Origin of the sequence: Nocardia anocheti (assembly GCF_029675105.1) — a bacterium.
Lineage (GTDB): Bacteria > Actinomycetota > Actinomycetes > Mycobacteriales > Mycobacteriaceae > Nocardia.
On sequence record NZ_JAQQFV010000003.1, the window covers coordinates 558,135 to 571,780 of the forward strand.

Annotated in this window: 17 protein-coding genes; 6 read left to right on the plus strand and 11 right to left on the minus strand. The window is 70.6% G+C overall.

Annotation, left to right across the window (positions count from 1 at the left end; translation table 11 throughout):
• Positions 1-73: 73 nt before the first annotated feature.
• Together QC180_RS10130 and QC180_RS10135 are read right to left on the minus strand one after the other, a co-directional pair.
• Positions 74-376: a hypothetical protein gene (locus QC180_RS10130; protein ID WP_278262386.1), complete on the minus strand. Its 303-nt coding sequence runs from the start codon at positions 374-376 to the stop codon at positions 74-76.
• A 68-nt stretch (positions 377-444) separates the two neighbouring features.
• Positions 445-969, minus strand: coding sequence for a TetR family transcriptional regulator (locus QC180_RS10135; RefSeq protein ID WP_278262387.1), 525 nt, complete (start codon positions 967-969; stop codon positions 445-447).
• Between QC180_RS10135 and QC180_RS10140 the strand changes: the two genes are divergently transcribed.
• Entirely contained in the window at positions 955-1,740 is a 786-nt protein-coding gene (locus tag QC180_RS10140; protein ID WP_278262388.1) for an enoyl-CoA hydratase-related protein, read from the plus strand. The two genes, QC180_RS10135 and QC180_RS10140, sit on opposite strands and share 15 nt — an antisense overlap.
• Before the next feature lies 1 nt (position 1,741).
• On the opposite strand, the gene QC180_RS10145 is transcribed toward QC180_RS10140, so the two are convergent.
• The 4 genes from QC180_RS10145 to QC180_RS10160 are packed head-to-tail and all read right to left on the minus strand — an operon-like array spanning position 1,742 to position 6,187.
• Entirely contained in the window at positions 1,742-2,272 is a 531-nt protein-coding gene (locus QC180_RS10145) for a DUF4334 domain-containing protein (protein WP_278262389.1), read from the minus strand.
• Positions 2,273-2,286: 14 nt separating this feature from the next.
• Entirely contained in the window at positions 2,287-3,951 is a 1,665-nt protein-coding gene (locus tag QC180_RS10150; RefSeq protein WP_278262390.1) for a GMC oxidoreductase, read from the minus strand.
• Positions 3,951-5,396: a flavin-containing monooxygenase gene (locus QC180_RS10155; protein ID WP_278262391.1), complete on the minus strand. Its 1,446-nt coding sequence runs from the start codon at positions 5,394-5,396 to the stop codon at positions 3,951-3,953. The genes QC180_RS10150 and QC180_RS10155 overlap by 1 nt, the downstream gene beginning before the upstream one ends.
• Complete coding sequence (locus tag QC180_RS10160; RefSeq protein ID WP_278262392.1) at positions 5,393-6,187, minus strand: alpha/beta fold hydrolase; 795 nt, start codon at positions 6,185-6,187, stop codon at positions 5,393-5,395. Before QC180_RS10160 ends, QC180_RS10155 begins: the two co-directional genes overlap by 4 nt.
• Positions 6,188-6,326: 139 nt before the next feature.
• Between QC180_RS10160 and QC180_RS10165 the strand changes: the two genes are divergently transcribed.
• Positions 6,327-6,980: a TetR/AcrR family transcriptional regulator gene (locus QC180_RS10165; protein ID WP_278262393.1), complete on the plus strand. Its 654-nt coding sequence runs from the start codon at positions 6,327-6,329 to the stop codon at positions 6,978-6,980.
• 4 nt (positions 6,981-6,984) lie between these two features.
• On the opposite strand, the gene QC180_RS10170 is transcribed toward QC180_RS10165, so the two are convergent.
• The 3 genes from QC180_RS10170 to QC180_RS10180 are packed head-to-tail and all read right to left on the minus strand — an operon-like array spanning position 6,985 to position 9,198.
• On the minus strand, positions 6,985-7,635 hold the full coding sequence (locus QC180_RS10170) for a TetR/AcrR family transcriptional regulator (protein WP_278262394.1): 651 nt from the start codon (positions 7,633-7,635) through the stop codon (positions 6,985-6,987).
• 4 nt (positions 7,636-7,639) lie between these two features.
• A complete protein-coding gene (locus QC180_RS10175) occupies positions 7,640-8,728 on the minus strand; it encodes an NAD(P)-dependent alcohol dehydrogenase (RefSeq protein WP_278262395.1) in 1,089 nt (362 codons plus the stop codon).
• On the minus strand, positions 8,728-9,198 hold the full coding sequence (locus QC180_RS10180; RefSeq protein WP_278262396.1) for a DUF4334 domain-containing protein: 471 nt from the start codon (positions 9,196-9,198) through the stop codon (positions 8,728-8,730). The genes QC180_RS10175 and QC180_RS10180 overlap by 1 nt, the downstream gene beginning before the upstream one ends.
• Positions 9,199-9,292: 94 nt before the next feature.
• Between QC180_RS10180 and QC180_RS10185 the strand changes: the two genes are divergently transcribed.
• From QC180_RS10185 to QC180_RS10195, 3 genes are read left to right on the plus strand one after another with little or no spacing between them, the layout of a single operon-like run.
• Positions 9,293-9,856 (plus strand): TetR/AcrR family transcriptional regulator, encoded by a 564-nt coding sequence (locus tag QC180_RS10185; RefSeq protein WP_278262397.1) that lies wholly within the window; start codon positions 9,293-9,295, stop codon positions 9,854-9,856.
• A 31-nt stretch (positions 9,857-9,887) separates the two neighbouring features.
• On the plus strand, positions 9,888-10,466 hold the full coding sequence (locus QC180_RS10190; protein ID WP_278262398.1) for a VanZ family protein: 579 nt from the start codon (positions 9,888-9,890) through the stop codon (positions 10,464-10,466).
• 50 nt (positions 10,467-10,516) lie between these two features.
• A complete protein-coding gene (locus QC180_RS10195) occupies positions 10,517-11,119 on the plus strand; it encodes a GDSL-type esterase/lipase family protein (RefSeq protein WP_278262399.1) in 603 nt (200 codons plus the stop codon).
• A gap of 12 nt (positions 11,120-11,131) precedes the next feature.
• Here QC180_RS10195 and QC180_RS10200 read toward each other — a convergent pair whose 3' ends face one another.
• Positions 11,132-11,761 carry a TetR family transcriptional regulator gene (locus tag QC180_RS10200; protein ID WP_278262400.1) on the minus strand — a complete coding sequence of 210 codons (630 nt, stop codon included), beginning with the start codon at positions 11,759-11,761 and terminating at the stop codon, positions 11,132-11,134.
• An 89-nt stretch (positions 11,762-11,850) separates the two neighbouring features.
• Here QC180_RS10200 and QC180_RS10205 point away from each other — a divergent pair, with 89 nt between their 5' ends.
• Positions 11,851-12,798 carry an oxygenase MpaB family protein gene (locus QC180_RS10205; RefSeq protein ID WP_278262401.1) on the plus strand — a complete coding sequence of 316 codons (948 nt, stop codon included), beginning with the start codon at positions 11,851-11,853 and terminating at the stop codon, positions 12,796-12,798.
• 10 nt (positions 12,799-12,808) lie between these two features.
• On the opposite strand, the gene QC180_RS10210 is transcribed toward QC180_RS10205, so the two are convergent.
• Entirely contained in the window at positions 12,809-13,456 is a 648-nt protein-coding gene (locus QC180_RS10210; protein ID WP_278262402.1) for a TetR/AcrR family transcriptional regulator, read from the minus strand.
• Between the last annotated feature and the right edge of the window lie 190 nt (positions 13,457-13,646).

Below are 13,646 nucleotides of genomic sequence, written 5' to 3' on the forward strand. Positions count from 1 at the left end.
GAGAATAGTCAGATGGGGAAGGTGTTCCGGGCACGCGTCATCGCCACCCGGCGCGTGCCCGAACGTTCGCCGATCAGTGCCCGCACGGATCGGTCAGGTGCAGCCCTTCGTGGACCTTGATGCGACGGTGCTCGGCGAGCACGATCGCGATCCCGGCGAGCATGCTCACCGCGCACAGCACCCCAGCCAGGATCGTCCAGCCGACGAAGCCGTATCCGGCGGCGGTCAGCGTCGCCGCGAGCAGCACGATCCCGACGCCGATGAGCAGCAGTCCGGGCCAGTTGAGCGAGTCCTGGATGGATTCACCGGCGTGCGAGCGGGTGGTGCGTTCGGTATCGGGAAATTTGTGCTGATGGGGAAGGCTCGTGGCGTCCATGGCCTAAGCCCCCTTTCCGGTGGGTCGGTGGTCCCTATCTCAGGTGTACCCCCATCCGACCGAAAGCGTCAGGATCGATCCAGCAACATCCGCGCGACCTGGGCCCACTGCGCGAGAATCGCCGCCTCCGAGTGGGCCGAGGTCCGCAGCGGGCGCGCGACGGACAGGCCGCGCAGCACGGTGACGGTCAATTCGCGCACGGCCGGATAGTTCGGGTGGGCCACGATCTCGGCGCCGAAGAGCCCGTCGACGACGCGGAACAGGTCCCGCCCCGCCTGCCGTTCGGCCGCGCACAGCACCCGCGCCAGCTCCGGATCGGTCCGCGCCGCGGCCCACAATTCCTGTTCGGCCAGCGCGGGCGCGGCGGCGAAGGTCTCCGAGAGCACGCGCAGCGCGCGGTCGACGGCATCGGTGTCGGCCGGGATCCGGGCGACGGTCGCGCGGGTGCCCGCCTCGTTGCACTCGACCAGATGGGCGACCAGGGCCGCGGTCAGCGCCTTCATCGTCGGGAAGTGGTGCAGCAGCGCGCCCCGGCTCACCCCGGCGGCGTTCTGCACGGCGACGGTGGTCAGCGCGGCGTGCCCGCGCTCCACCAGCAACTGTGCTGGACCGAGACGCCGGGATCTCCCTGGCAGGACCGTCCCGCACCGCCCGACACGCACGACTACCCCACGCTCACCTACGAGCGCGACGGCCGCATCGCCCGGCTGACCTTCAACCGGCCCGACAAGGGCAATGCCATCACCGCCGACACGCCCCTGGACCTGGCGCACGCGGTGGAGCGGGCCGATCTGGACCCGCGCGTGCACGTCATCCTGGTGTCCGGGCGCGGCAAGGGCTTCTGCGGCGGCTACGACCTGGACATCTTCGCCGAATCCGGCATCGATCCCGAGACCGGCCGCGACGATGTCACCGGCACGACGGTCGACCCGGTCGCCCAGGCGATCAACCACAATCCCTGGGCGGCGGCGGGCATGTGGGCGCACCGGCTCGGTGACCAGCGCGCCAAGCGCCTGCTGTTCACCGGCGACTGCATCAGCGGCGCGCAGGCGGCGCAGTGGGGGCTGGCGGTGCAATCGTGTCCGGCCGAGGAACTCGACGAGCGCACCGAGGAGTTCGTCGCCCGGATCGCGCGTATGCCGGTCAATCAGCTGATGATGGCCAAGCTCGCCCTCAACTCGGCGCTCAACGCCCAGGGGGTGGCGAATTCGGGCATGATCAGCACTGTCTTCGACGGCATCTCCCGACACACGCGCGAGGGTTACGCCTTCCAGTTACGCTCGGCCACGGCCGGTTTCCGCGAGGCGGTCCGGGAGCGTGACGAACCCTTCGGCGACCACAAACGCCGCCAGTTCGAGGACTGACTCAATCCCGGACCAGCACGAAGAAATACGGTTCGGGCCTGTCCCGGAAGTCCATCAGCCCCAGCACGGTGTCGGAGTCGACGCGGCGGAACACATCGATGATCGGCAGATGGTCGTAGACCATGGCGGTGGTCACCACCCCGCGATGCTCCACCTCGCGCAGCCGGGCCCGGTGTCGCCGGGTCCGCAGCGCCGGTTTCAGCACGCGCAGCAGGCCCCGGCCCCGCGCCACCAGCGACGGCGGCACCGTGCCGACCAGCCCGAGCGGCACCCGTCGCGGGTCCACGGCGAAGATCTCGCCGGAGGCGTCGAGGAACAGCAGCGGATGCACCCGCTCGGTGCCGTCGAACTGCTTGCCGTACCAGCCCGAGGCCGCCAGCGCGCCGTCCATCGGGTGGCCGGTGCCCAGCTCGCGGCCGTGCCAGCGCCCGGTCAACTCGCTGGCCCGCACCGGCGGCAGGCTGTCGAACAGGCCCAGCGCCTCCGCGCGCGTGCACGCGGGTTCGAGCGCGGTCAGACTCTCGATGCTCATGGTGTCCTTCGTGGTCAGGCGGGCAGGCGCAGCGCGCCGGGGGCCGAGGCGGGGACGACGGGCTGGTCCGGGACGACCGGACTGATGCGCTCGTAGGCCGACCCCAGCGCGGGACGCGGGTCGGCCGCACCCCTGTTGGGCCAGAACGCCATCGCGCGTTCGGCCTGCGCGGTGATGGTCAGCGACGGGTTGACGCCCAGGTTGGCGGTGATCGCGCTGCCGTCGGCGATGTGCAGACCGGGGTGGCCGTAGACACGCTGATAGGGATCGATCACGCCGGTCTCGCGTGAGTCGCCGATGACGCAGCCGCCGATGTAGTGGGCGGTGGCGGGGATGTTGAAGATATCGGTGGCGATATTGCCGGTGATGGCGTCGGATTCGGCGGCGTAGCGGCGGGCGATGTCGTGGGCCAGCGGGATCCAGGCCGGATTCGGTTCGCCGCCACCCTGTTTCGTCACCAGTCGCCCGCGCTTGAGATAGGAGGTCAGCGAGTTGTCCAGCGATTGCATGACCAGCAGGATCACCGAGCGTTCCGAGGCGCCGTGCGCGTTCTGCGAGCGCAGGAACTGCAACGGGTGCAGCACCATGGTCAGCAGCAGCCGCAGGAAGCGGAAGGCGCCGCCGTCGACCATCGGGACGGTCTGTAGGAACAGCGCGTTCTGCCCCTTGCCGTAGGTGCACACCTCCACGTGCGTCTGCGGTTCGGGATGGATCGAGGAGGTGATCGCCACGCCCTGGGAGAAGTCGCGACGCGACTTGCTGGTGACGCCGATGATCGCCTCGGAATTGGAACGGGTCAGCTCACCCACGCGCGGCGAGAGCTGCGGCAATGTCCCGTCCTCGCGCAGCTTGTGCAGCAGCTTCTGGGTGCCCAGCGCGGCCGCGGCGAACACCACCTGCCCGGCGGTGAAGGTGCGGCGCCGCTTGCGGATCCAGCCGTTGGACTGCACGGTCTCGACCAGGTAGCCACCGTGTCCGTCCGGCGCGACCGAGGTCACCGTGGTGAGCGGATGCACCTGCGCGCCCTTGCTCTCGGCCAGGTGCAGGTAGTTCAGCGTGGTGGTGTTCTTGGCGTTGTGCTTGCAGCCGGTGAAGCACTCCGAGCAGTGGATGCAGCCCGCCCGGCGCGGACCCGCACCACCGAAGTAGGGGTCCTCGACCTCGACGCCCTCGTCGCCTTCGTTGAAGAACACGCCCACATGCGTGCGGTGGAAGGTGTCGGCGACCTTCAGATCCCGCGCCACCTGCAGCAGCACCTCGTCCTTCGGGCCGATGCGCGGGTTCTCCACCACGCCGAGCATGCGCTTGGCCTGGTCGTAGTACGGGGCGAGTTCGCTCTTCCAGTCGGTGATGTGGGCCCAGGCGCGGTCACCGTAGAACTCCGGCAGCGGCTCGTAGAGGGTGTTGCCGTAGATCAGCGAGCCGCCACCGACTCCGGCTCCGCTGAAGACCAGGCACTTGCCCAGCGCGCTGATGCGCTGCGGGCCGGTCAGGCCGAGGCGCGGCGCCCAGATGGCCTTGGGGATGTTCCAGTTGGTCTTCGGATAGTCCTCGGCGTTCCAGCGGCGGCCGGACTCGAGCACGCCGACCCGGTAGCCCTTCTCGGTCAGCCGCAGCGCCGAGACGCTGCCGCCGAATCCGGATCCGACGACGATCACGTCGTAGTCGTACTCGGTCATCACGCCATCACCTCGTAGTCCGCGGGATCGAACCTCGCCTGCTGCTTGTACTGGATGCCCAACAGTGGCCAATTGGTGGTGATCCGGCCGTCCGCCTGTCGATACCAGGACGAGCACTGGCTCCACACGCTGCCGCCGAGCTCGGCCTGGATGCGGGCGTCGTAGGCCTGTTCCACTTCGGGCCGCACCGCCAGGGGTTTTCCGGTCGCCGCCAGATGGGCGACGTAGCGGCCCAGATATTTCGCCTGTGCCTCGAGGAAGTAGATGATCGAGCCGCCCCCGGTATTGGTGTTCGGGCCGTACATGATGAACAGGTTCGGGAAGCGCGGCACGGTCATGCCGTAGTAGGCGTGGGCGCCCGCGCGCCATTCCTTCTCCAGCGCCAGACCTCCGGCGCCGGTGATCGTCATCGGGGCCAGGAATTCGGTGGGGGTGAATCCGGTGCCCCAGATGATCACGTCGACCTCGTGGTCCACGCCGTCGGCGGTGCGCACCCCGGTCTGGGTGATCGCCTCGATCCGGTCGGTGACCACCTCGACATTGGGCTGGGCCAGCGCGGGAAGGTAGCTGTCGGAGAACAGGATCCGCTTGCAGCCGATCGGATAGTCCGGCCACAACTTCTCGAACAGGCCGGGCACCGCGGCGGTCTGCCTGCGCATATGCCAGCGCGAGATCCGCCGGATCGCGGCGGCCAGCGGCTTGGCGTAGACCCAGGCCAGGCTCAGGCCCTCGACCACGCCGTACCAGGTGGCGCGTTCGGCGAGCTCGGTCACGGGTAGTGCCTTGAAGACCCGGTGGTGCCGAGGGCCGAACTCGCGGTCCGGGCGCGGGATGATGTAGGGCGCGCTGCGCTGGAACACCGTCAAGCTCGCCGCCAGCGGCTGGATCTCGGGGACGAACTGGATGGCGCTGGCGCCGGTGCCGATCACGGCCACCCGCTTGCCGGTGAGGTCGACGTCGTGATCCCACTGCGCGGAGTGGAAACTGGTGCCGGTGAAGCTGTCCCGGCCCGCGATCTCCGGCAGGGCGGGCCGGGAGAGTTGGCCGACGGCGGAGACGAGCACGTCGACCACCACGGTCTCGCCGTCCCCGAGCTCGACGCTCCAGCGGCCGGTGTCGTCGTCGAAGGTGGCGCCGGTGACCTCGGTACCGAAGCGGATGTGGCGGCGGATGTCGTATTTGTCGGCGATGCCGCGGATGTAGTCGAGGATCACCGGTTGCCGCGAGAACCGGTGCGGCCAGCGCGGATTGGGCTCGAACGAGTAGGAGTAGAACGGCGAGGGCACATCGCAGGCGGCGCCCGGATAGGTGTTCTCGCGCCACACCCCGCCGACGTCGTCGGCCTTCTCGAACACGACGATGTCGTCGAAACCCTGCTTCTTCAACTCGATCACGGCGGCCAGGCCACCGAAACCGGTCCCGATGACGGCGATGGACGGTTTCATACGGCTCCCTCGGTGATCACCCGGACACAGGTGTCCGGGTCGTCGGCGAACGGCAGGTGCCCACAGCCGGGCAGATCGACATGACGGGCGAAGGGCAACGCCGCCCGAGCGCGCGCACTCTGGGTGCGGTGAGTCAGGACGACGTCGCGCGTGCCCCAGGCGATCGTCACCGGGATCTCGGTCAGCGCGCCGAGCGGATCGCCGGGACGAAGGTGATAGGTGCCGAAATCGTCACGCGCGGCGGCGAAGGACGCCGCGTTCGCCAATCCGGCCAGGTCGAGCCGGGCGGCGGCCGGGTCGACCCGCGTCGGTCGGCCGAACATCGACGACAGCAGCGCGACCCGGCCCGCCGGATACTCCACGGCCCGATCCAGCGCCGGTCCCGCGACCCGCGCGACCCCGCGCATGACGGTGAGCAGCCCCTGCGTCCAGCGCAGACCCGCGGTGCCGTAGCAGCCCACCGGCGAGAACGCCGTCACCGCGCTGGCCACGCCCGAGCGGCCCAGTTCGAGGGCGATGCCGCCGCCCATCGAGCTGCCGACCACGTGCGGATCGCGGATGTCGAGGTCGGCCAGCCAGCCGGTCAGCCACTCGGCGTAGCCGCGCGGGCCGGGACGCAGGCCCGGTTCCACCGGGGACGCACCGAAGCCGGGCAGGTCCGGGGCGATCACCTCGTACTGCTCGGCGAGTCGCTCCAGGACCGGACCGAAGACCTGCCAGCGGCTGCCCAACCCGTGGACCAGAACCATCGGCGGGCCACTGCCCCGGCGGGTATGGGAGATCTGCGTCATCGCAGCCCTTCATCCAGAAAACAGTTACTGCGTACGGTTTGTTGATTGCACCAGCTCCATTGTTCCGCGTCAATAGCTGGCGGCGTGCCAATATTGGCGACATTCCTGAAACTTGTCGTCGAGGCGTACGATTTCTCGGATGACCGTGCAACAGCCCCGCCGCACCCAGGCGCAGCGCCGCGAGTCGACGCGCGCGCGCATTCTCGCCTGCACGGCCGAGTGCCTGCTCGAAAGCGGTTACGCGGCAACCACCGTCAGCGCGGTGCAGGAACGCGCGGGGCTCGCCCGTGGCACCGTGCAACACCACTTCCCCACTCGCGCCGAACTGCTCATCGCCGCCACCACCCGGGTGGTCGACCTGCGCCTGGAGAAGTTCCGGCAGGAGGCCGACCTGCTCGCGCCGGGCCGCGACCGGCTGCAGTCGGTGGTCGACCTGGCCTGGCGCGATCTCAACAGCCCGGCCTTCTTCACCGCACTGGATCTGTGGGTGGCCGCACGCACCGACGCCGAACTGCGCGAGCGGCTCGTGCACGAGGAACGGCGTGTGTTCACCGAGATGCGCACGCTCTACGCCGAGGTGCTCGGGGAGGCCTATGCCGGGGATCCGCGCGCGGAAGTGTTGATCGAGTTCACCATCGATCTGCTCACCGGCCTGTCGATGACGGCCATGCTCACCGGCACCCTGGGCGAGCGCGAGGCGATCCTGCGCCGCTGGAAGCGCGCGCTGGCCGTGCTGACGGGTCAGCTGCCCGCCGAGCACCTGCTCGACGGGAGCCCGCTGCCCGTCCGCTGACGGGTCAGCGCCGGGTGGTGCCCGACAGGCCGTTCCAGCACAGCGCGACGGCCACGTCCACGGCCTCGCCCTTGGGAATCGGACGACCCGCGTCGAGCCAGTGCCGCGCGGCGGAATGGCTCGCACCGACCAGGCCGAACGCGCACGCGTAGGCGCGGGTCGGGTCCATGCCCGCCGCGCGCAGTTCGGCGCTGACCAGCACCGCGCACTCCCCCATCGCGTTGCGCACCCGCCAGCGCACACAGGGTTCGCTCGGCACCGCCGATTCGAAGACCAGCGTGTGGCCGCCCGCGTCCTCGTCGACGAAGTCGAAATAGGCCAGGACCGCGCGGCGCACCTTCTGTTCGTGGCCGGTGGACACCGCGAGCGCGTCGCGGATCCCGTCGACCATCCGGTCCAGATACACCTGGAGCACCGCCAGATACAGATCCAGCTTGCTGGCGTAGTGCGTGTACAGCACCGGCTTGCTCATGCCCGCGCGGGCGCTGATCTCGTCCATGCTCGCGCCGTGGTAGCCGTGGGCGACGAAGACGTCGCGCGCGGCGTGCAGGGCGACGAGCCGCCGCTGGGTGCGGGCGGTGCCGAGGTCGGCGCGGGGGTCGACCGCGTCGGCCGGGGTCTCCGTGCCGAGGAAGTCGGTATCGATAATCGTCATGTGATCACCAGGTCAGGACCGGCTTGACGACGCGTCCGGCGCGTTGCTCGGCCAGCGCGGTATCGATGTCGGTGTGTGGATAGCAAGCGACGAGGCGCTCGGCCGGGAAGCGGCCACTCGCCAGGAGTTCGAGCAGGAACGGCAGGAAGGTGGCGGGCACGCTGTCGCCCTCGAGGCACCCGCGCACGGTCTTGCCGTGCAGCACCAGATCGCCGAGGTCGATCGGCGGAATACCCCGGCCGAGGCCGACCGCGACTGCCGCGCCGCCGATGGTCAACGCGGCCACCGCCTCCCCGAGCACCTCGGCCCGGCCGGTGGTGTCCAGCGCGTGGGTGGCACCGCCGTCGGTGACCGCGCGGACCCGGTCCACGGTGGATTCCCCGGCCGGGTCGATGGCCGTCTCGGCGCCGAGTTCGGTGGCGAGAGCCCGCCGCTCGGCGGAGGTCTCGACGACGTGCACGCGCACACCGTCGACGGTCCGGGCGGCCAGCAGCGCGGCCATTCCGACGGCACCGGCCCCGTACACCACCAACTGGTCGCCCGCGCCGGGGCGCAGCACGTTGAGGACCGCGCCAGCCCCGGTCTGGAATCCGCAGCCGAAGGGCGCCGCGAGGGCGAGATCGATCGCGGGATCCACGACGACGGTGTTGTCCTCGGTGGTCAGCGCGTAGCCCGCGAAGCTCGACTGTCCGAAGAACCCGTCCAGCACCGGGATGCCGTCGAGGTGCACCCGTGGGGCGTCATGGGCGCGGCGGCCGAACTGGTTGAGCGCGGTCGCGCGCACGCAGTAGGCGGGCCGACCGGCGAGGCAGTTGGCGCAGGCGCCGCAGTGACGGAAGGTCAGCACGACATGGTCGCCGGGACGCACCGAACGCACGTCCGGGCCGACCGCCTCGACCACCCCGGCACCCTCGTGCCCCAGCAGGATCGGCCGGTCGGCGGCACCAGCGCGCCTGCTCACCAGGTCGGTGTGGCAGATCCCGGCCGCGACCACCCGCACCAGGATCTCCCCGGCCCTCGGGTCGTCGATCTCGACCGGCTCGACCGTGAATCCGGCCGCCGGATCGCGGGAGAGCACGGCCGTGGTCCGCATCAGCCGACCCGTTCGAGCAGGAAGTAGAAGTACGCGCCGCGCGAGAGGACCAGCTCGGGCCTGCCGTTCATGATGCCCATCAGCGTGTGGTCGTCGAGCCACTTGAAGTGGTCGAACACCGCGCGACCGTCGTAGACCATGGTCGCGGTGACCTCACCGCGGAACTCGATGTTCCACAGCGTCGCCTCGCCCTGTCCCAGTTCGACATTCGAGAACAGCGAGCCGTCCTCGGCCCGACAGATCAGCGGCTTGGCGTCATCGAGCGCGACGAAGTTCTTGCCGTACCAGCGGCTGGCGGGCAGCGCCCGGCACAGCGGGTGGCCGGTCTGAAATGCGTCGCCGCGCCATTCGCCCAGGATGTCCTCGGCACGCGCGGGACGTAGCCGCGTCCAGAGCTGGTCCAATTCGTCGGTCGCGACGCCCTCGGCCTGCTCCCGAAGCTGTTGCCAGCGTGGTGTGTCCGCGCTCATGAATGTCCTCGTCTCGCGATTCCAGAACCATCCGGTTCTGAAAAGCGACCATAGTTCCGAACCAGATGGTTCGGCAAGAGGTACGATGCCGATCATGCGGGCAGCGGGTGAGGCGACCAGGGAACGAATTCTGGTCGCGGCGAAGAGCGAGTTCGCGCGCTACGGGGTCGCGGGCGCCCGGATCAACCGGATCGCGGCGGCCGCCCATGCCAGCAAGGACCGGCTCTACGCCTACTTCCCCGGCAAGAGCGAGCTCTACGCCGCCGTCACCGAACTGTGGGCCGAGCAGACCGCCGACGACACCGATTTCACCGCCGACGACCTGCCCGGCTACATCGGACGCCTCTTCGACCACTTCATCACCCAGCCCGAGGACGCGCAGTTGCAGGCCTGGGCCGAGTTGGAGCCCTCCGGTCCCGACATCACCGTCATCCTGCGTCGCACCGTCGACGCCAAGGTCGCCGAGATGCGCCGGGGCCAACGCGAGGGCCTGGTCACCACCGAGATCCCGGCCGCACTGCTGCTGCGCATGCTCACCGATCTCGCCCGCACCGCGGCGACGCACGCGCGCCACGACACCAGTCACGCCGACGACCGCCACATCGCCACCCGGCGCGCGGCCACCGTGCTGGCGGCCCAGCGCATCGTCGCGCCGTAGGAGTCCCGGCCGCGGCGGCTATCGTGGCGCCGTGGGGCGCGCGTGGGAATCCTGGGGACCGGTCGTGGTCGTGTGGGCGCTGCTGGTGCCGGTGGCGGTGGCCCTCACCGCCGGTCTGACGCACTGGCGGATCAGGACCTCGATGTCGCGGCGGGAGGCGCTGCGGCGTTCGATCGCCGAGGTCGGGGTGCTGGTCGGGACGCTGCCCTGGGTGTGGATGATCCTCACGCCGACGGGGGGCGAACGGGCGGTCAGCCTGGTGCCGCTGCGCGATCTGGTGGACACCCTCGGTGCCGCGCCGACGACGATCCTGGTCCAGGTCGGCGCGAATGTGGCCGTGTTCGTGCCGTTGGGTTTCCTACTGCCGCTACGGTTTCCGCGCTGGTCCTCGGTGGTACGGATGACGCTGATCGGCGCGGGCGCGTCGGCCGCGCTCGAGGTCGCGCAGTACGTGCTGGACCTGGGACGGGTGTCCTCGATCGACGACGTCCTGATGAACGCCGCGGGCGCGGGCCTGGGCGCGCTGCTGGCCGCCGCGCATCGCGCCCGCCGCCGAGCCGGACGCTCCCGCAGCGATCGCCTGCTGACCGGCCTCGGCTGGGCCGCCTGACGCCGAAAGGCGCCGCACGACAGGCACACGCCTGTTCGTACACTGTCCAGGTGAGCGGTCCCCTGCGTCTCTGTTTCCTCGGCGATTCCTTCGTGCAGGGCATCGGCGATCCCGACTACCGCGGCTGGGTCGGGCGCGTCCTGGCCACCACGGACACCGAGGTCACCGCGTTCAATCTCGGCATCCGCCGCAACACCTCCGACGATGTCGCCGCGCGCTGCTGGGCCGAGGTCGACGCGCGCACCGTCCCCGAGGCGGACAACCGGATCGTGCTGTCCTTCGGCAGCAACGACATGGTCGAGGAGGACGGTCGCGTGCGCGTCGACCCCACCCGCACCCTGGCCAACCTCGCCACCCTCCTCGCCGAGAGCGTGCGCCGGGGCCTGTTCGTGCTGGTCGTGGGCCCGCCGCCAGTGATCGATGCGGGCGAATCCCACCTGCGGCGGACGACGCGGTTGGCCGCGGAGATGTCGGCGCTGTGCCACGCGCGGGAGGTGCCGTTCGTCGATGTCACCGCGGCGCTCGCGGCGGATCCGGTCTGGGTCGCCGAAGCGCGCGACCGTGACGGCGCCCATCCCGGCAGCGGTGGCTACGACCGGCTCGCCGCGCTGGTCCGCGACGGCGGCTGGCACGACTGGATCAGCCGAACCTGAACCGCCGCACCGTCATTCGGCCGGATCGGCGACCGGGACCAGTAGCAGTTGCCGGGCGATGTGGTCGGTCAACCGTTCCCGCGTGGTGGCGAATTCGCCGCGCAGCCAGGCGGCCACCAGCTCCAGGGTGCCGCTGACCAGTGTGTAGGCCGCCAGTTCCGCGTCGTCGGGGTCACCGGCCTGGTCGGGGCGCAGTTCCCGGTTCACGGCGGTCGCCGCGGCGGCGATGGCGTGCTGGGTCGCCACGCGCGCGGTGTACAGCGACTCGGTGCTGTGGGCGTTGAGCAGCAGCGCTTGGCGGCGGGTGTCGGTGAGCAGGAAGCCCAGGGCCGCGTCGGCGGCGGCGTGGACCTGGCTCGGCAGATCGGGCGGCGCGGCGTGGGTGGCGGCGACGACGGCGGCGATGCCCTGACTGGTCAGCTCCTCGGACAGGGCCGTGAGCAGGGCGTCGCGGTCGGTGAACTGTTCGTAGAAGTACCGGTCGTTGAGCTGGGCGCGGTGACAGACCGCGCGTTTGGTGACCGCCTGCGCGCCCTCCTCGGCCAGCAGGTCCAGGGCGGCCTCGAGCAGGGCGGTGCGGCGCCGGGCGCGGCGCTCGTCCGCCGCGACACCCCCGTAGGCGCGCGGAGTCGTCTTGACCATCTCCCCATTCTGGTGCACCCTGGCATCACACGCGTTTCTGGTGTCGCACGGCACCAGAAACGGGGTGAGTGGAACAAAGGAGTTCAACGATGACCTGTCCCGTGCCGCACCAGGAACTGCGCGCCGTCGACGCGCCCGCCACACCGCACCGATCCTCCCCCGCCGTCGCGCGTTTCGAGCAGGTCGGCGGTTCGGTCCTGTTCGGATTGTTCGGCGTGGCTCTGTTCGATCAGCCGATGCTGCCGCCGGTCTCGGCCGCCCTCGAGGCGACCGGCCGGGCCCGCTACGAGCCGTGGGCCCGCGCGGTCCGCACGGCGGCCGCCGACCAGCTGATCTACCACGGCGAGGACGCCGACCGCGCCGCCGAGTCCGAACGACTCATGCTGCTGCACCGGGACGTCAAGGGCGTCGGCCCGGACGGCGAGCGGTACTCCGCGCTCAACCCGCGGTCCTGGAACTGGATCCTCTACTCCACCTTCTTCGTTCAGCGCGGCGCCTATCTCGCGCTGACCGGGGATCGCCCCTCGGCCGCGGACAACCAGGCCATCTGGGAGCACTACCTGTTCAAGACCCGCGGCCTGCACCTGCCCGGCGGTTCCCGGCCGATCTCCGACTATCCGGAACTGGTCGCCCATTACGACGCCATGATCGCCGAACTCCGGGCGACCCCGGCGCTGGACGCGGCCACCAGCACGGTACTGCGGGCCCCGCGCCCGTATTTCCTGCCCGCGATCACCGATCCGCTGTGGCGACTCGGCGCGCCCACCTTCGGGCATGTCGCCATGATTCTCGGGTGCGGCATCATGCATCCGGGGGTCCGCGCGAAGATGCCGATCCACTGGGGCCGCCGTCAGGACCGCGAATTCCGAGCGCTCACCGCCGCGCTCCGGGTGGCCTATCGGCGGCTGCCCGCCGCCGTCACCGATTCCCCGATGGCCCGTAACCGGCGCGAGTACGAGCGGCTCGTGGGCGGCTATCGCGAGGTCGGTCTGACCTCGTTCGCGCCGGAACCGGGTTTCCGCGCGGCCGCGCGCTGATTCGGCCCGCTCACCGCGCGGTGTCGGCGTCGCCGTAGACGACGAGCCAGATCGCGCGGCCCAGGGCCACGGCCAGGTCCTCGTCGTCGATGCCGGTGTCGGCCGAGAAGGCCGCCGCGATGGTGCGTTCGACCATGGACGTGAGGACCAGGGCGGTGGCCGCCGAATCCGGACCGGTGGCCACCCGACCCGCCGCGCGCTCGGCATCGAGCCGGGCGCGCCCCAGTTCGGCGAAGCTCGCCACCCTGGTCCGCCAGTACGCGCCGACGGCCCGGTCGTAGCCCGCCACCTCGCTCAGGGCGAGCAGGAGGTAGCGGTGCGTGCGGAACCCGCTGATCATGGCGCGCATCGCGGCCGTGACCCCGGCCTGCCGGTCGGTGTGCTCGGCGCGCCACCACACTTCGGCGGCGGCGAACAGGTCGGCGGTGGCCAGTTCGGCCATCCGGATCAGCAGGCTGCTCTTGTCCGGGAAATAGCGGTAGAAGGTGGAGCGGGCGGCGCCGGAGGCGGCGGCGATCTTCTGCACGGCCAGTTCGGTGAACGGCGTGCCGTCGGCGAGCAGGTCTTCGACCGCGCGCAGCACGCGGCGCTCGAACTCGACGCGTCGATCGTCGGAGGGTTTGCGCGCCGATCGCGGGACGCGCGTCAGCGAAGGCATCGGCGAACCGGCGCCTGCTCGGTGGCGCGCTCGGGTGCTGAGGGCATGTCCCCATTGTGCCCGCCGGTCCGGCGCGGCCCGCCTCGGCCGTGCGCCCCGGGCGGCAAACCCGTTGTCCCGGTGTGGTATTGACTCCCGGCCGCGCGCGGCTCATCATCGAATCGGACACAGTGTCCGAGACTCGATGACC

What these genes read in the sequence shown, in the direction of transcription:
- QC180_RS10180 (WP_278262396.1), bottom strand. Translation starts at nt 9,198, where the DNA reads ATGAGCGCGGACACACCACGCTGGCAACAGCTTCGGGAGCAGGCCGAG.
- QC180_RS10175 (WP_278262395.1), bottom strand. Translation starts at nt 8,728, where the DNA reads ATGCGGACCACGGCCGTGCTCTCCCGCGATCCGGCGGCCGGATTCACG.
- QC180_RS10185 (WP_278262397.1), top strand. Translation starts at nt 9,293, where the DNA reads ATGCGGGCAGCGGGTGAGGCGACCAGGGAACGAATTCTGGTCGCGGCG.
- QC180_RS10200 (WP_278262400.1), bottom strand. Translation starts at nt 11,761, where the DNA reads ATGGTCAAGACGACTCCGCGCGCCTACGGGGGTGTCGCGGCGGACGAG.
- QC180_RS10210 (WP_278262402.1), bottom strand. Translation starts at nt 13,456, where the DNA reads ATGCCTTCGCTGACGCGCGTCCCGCGATCGGCGCGCAAACCCTCCGAC.
- QC180_RS10205 (WP_278262401.1), top strand. Translation starts at nt 11,851, where the DNA reads ATGACCTGTCCCGTGCCGCACCAGGAACTGCGCGCCGTCGACGCGCCC.
- QC180_RS10165 (WP_278262393.1), top strand. Translation starts at nt 6,327, where the DNA reads ATGACCGTGCAACAGCCCCGCCGCACCCAGGCGCAGCGCCGCGAGTCG.
- QC180_RS10160 (WP_278262392.1), bottom strand. Translation starts at nt 6,187, where the DNA reads ATGACGCAGATCTCCCATACCCGCCGGGGCAGTGGCCCGCCGATGGTT.
- QC180_RS10150 (WP_278262390.1), bottom strand. Translation starts at nt 3,951, where the DNA reads ATGACCGAGTACGACTACGACGTGATCGTCGTCGGATCCGGATTCGGC.
- QC180_RS10170 (WP_278262394.1), bottom strand. Translation starts at nt 7,635, where the DNA reads ATGACGATTATCGATACCGACTTCCTCGGCACGGAGACCCCGGCCGAC.
- QC180_RS10155 (WP_278262391.1), bottom strand. Translation starts at nt 5,396, where the DNA reads ATGAAACCGTCCATCGCCGTCATCGGGACCGGTTTCGGTGGCCTGGCC.
- QC180_RS10145 (WP_278262389.1), bottom strand. Translation starts at nt 2,272, where the DNA reads ATGAGCATCGAGAGTCTGACCGCGCTCGAACCCGCGTGCACGCGCGCG.
- QC180_RS10130 (WP_278262386.1), bottom strand. Translation starts at nt 376, where the DNA reads ATGGACGCCACGAGCCTTCCCCATCAGCACAAATTTCCCGATACCGAA.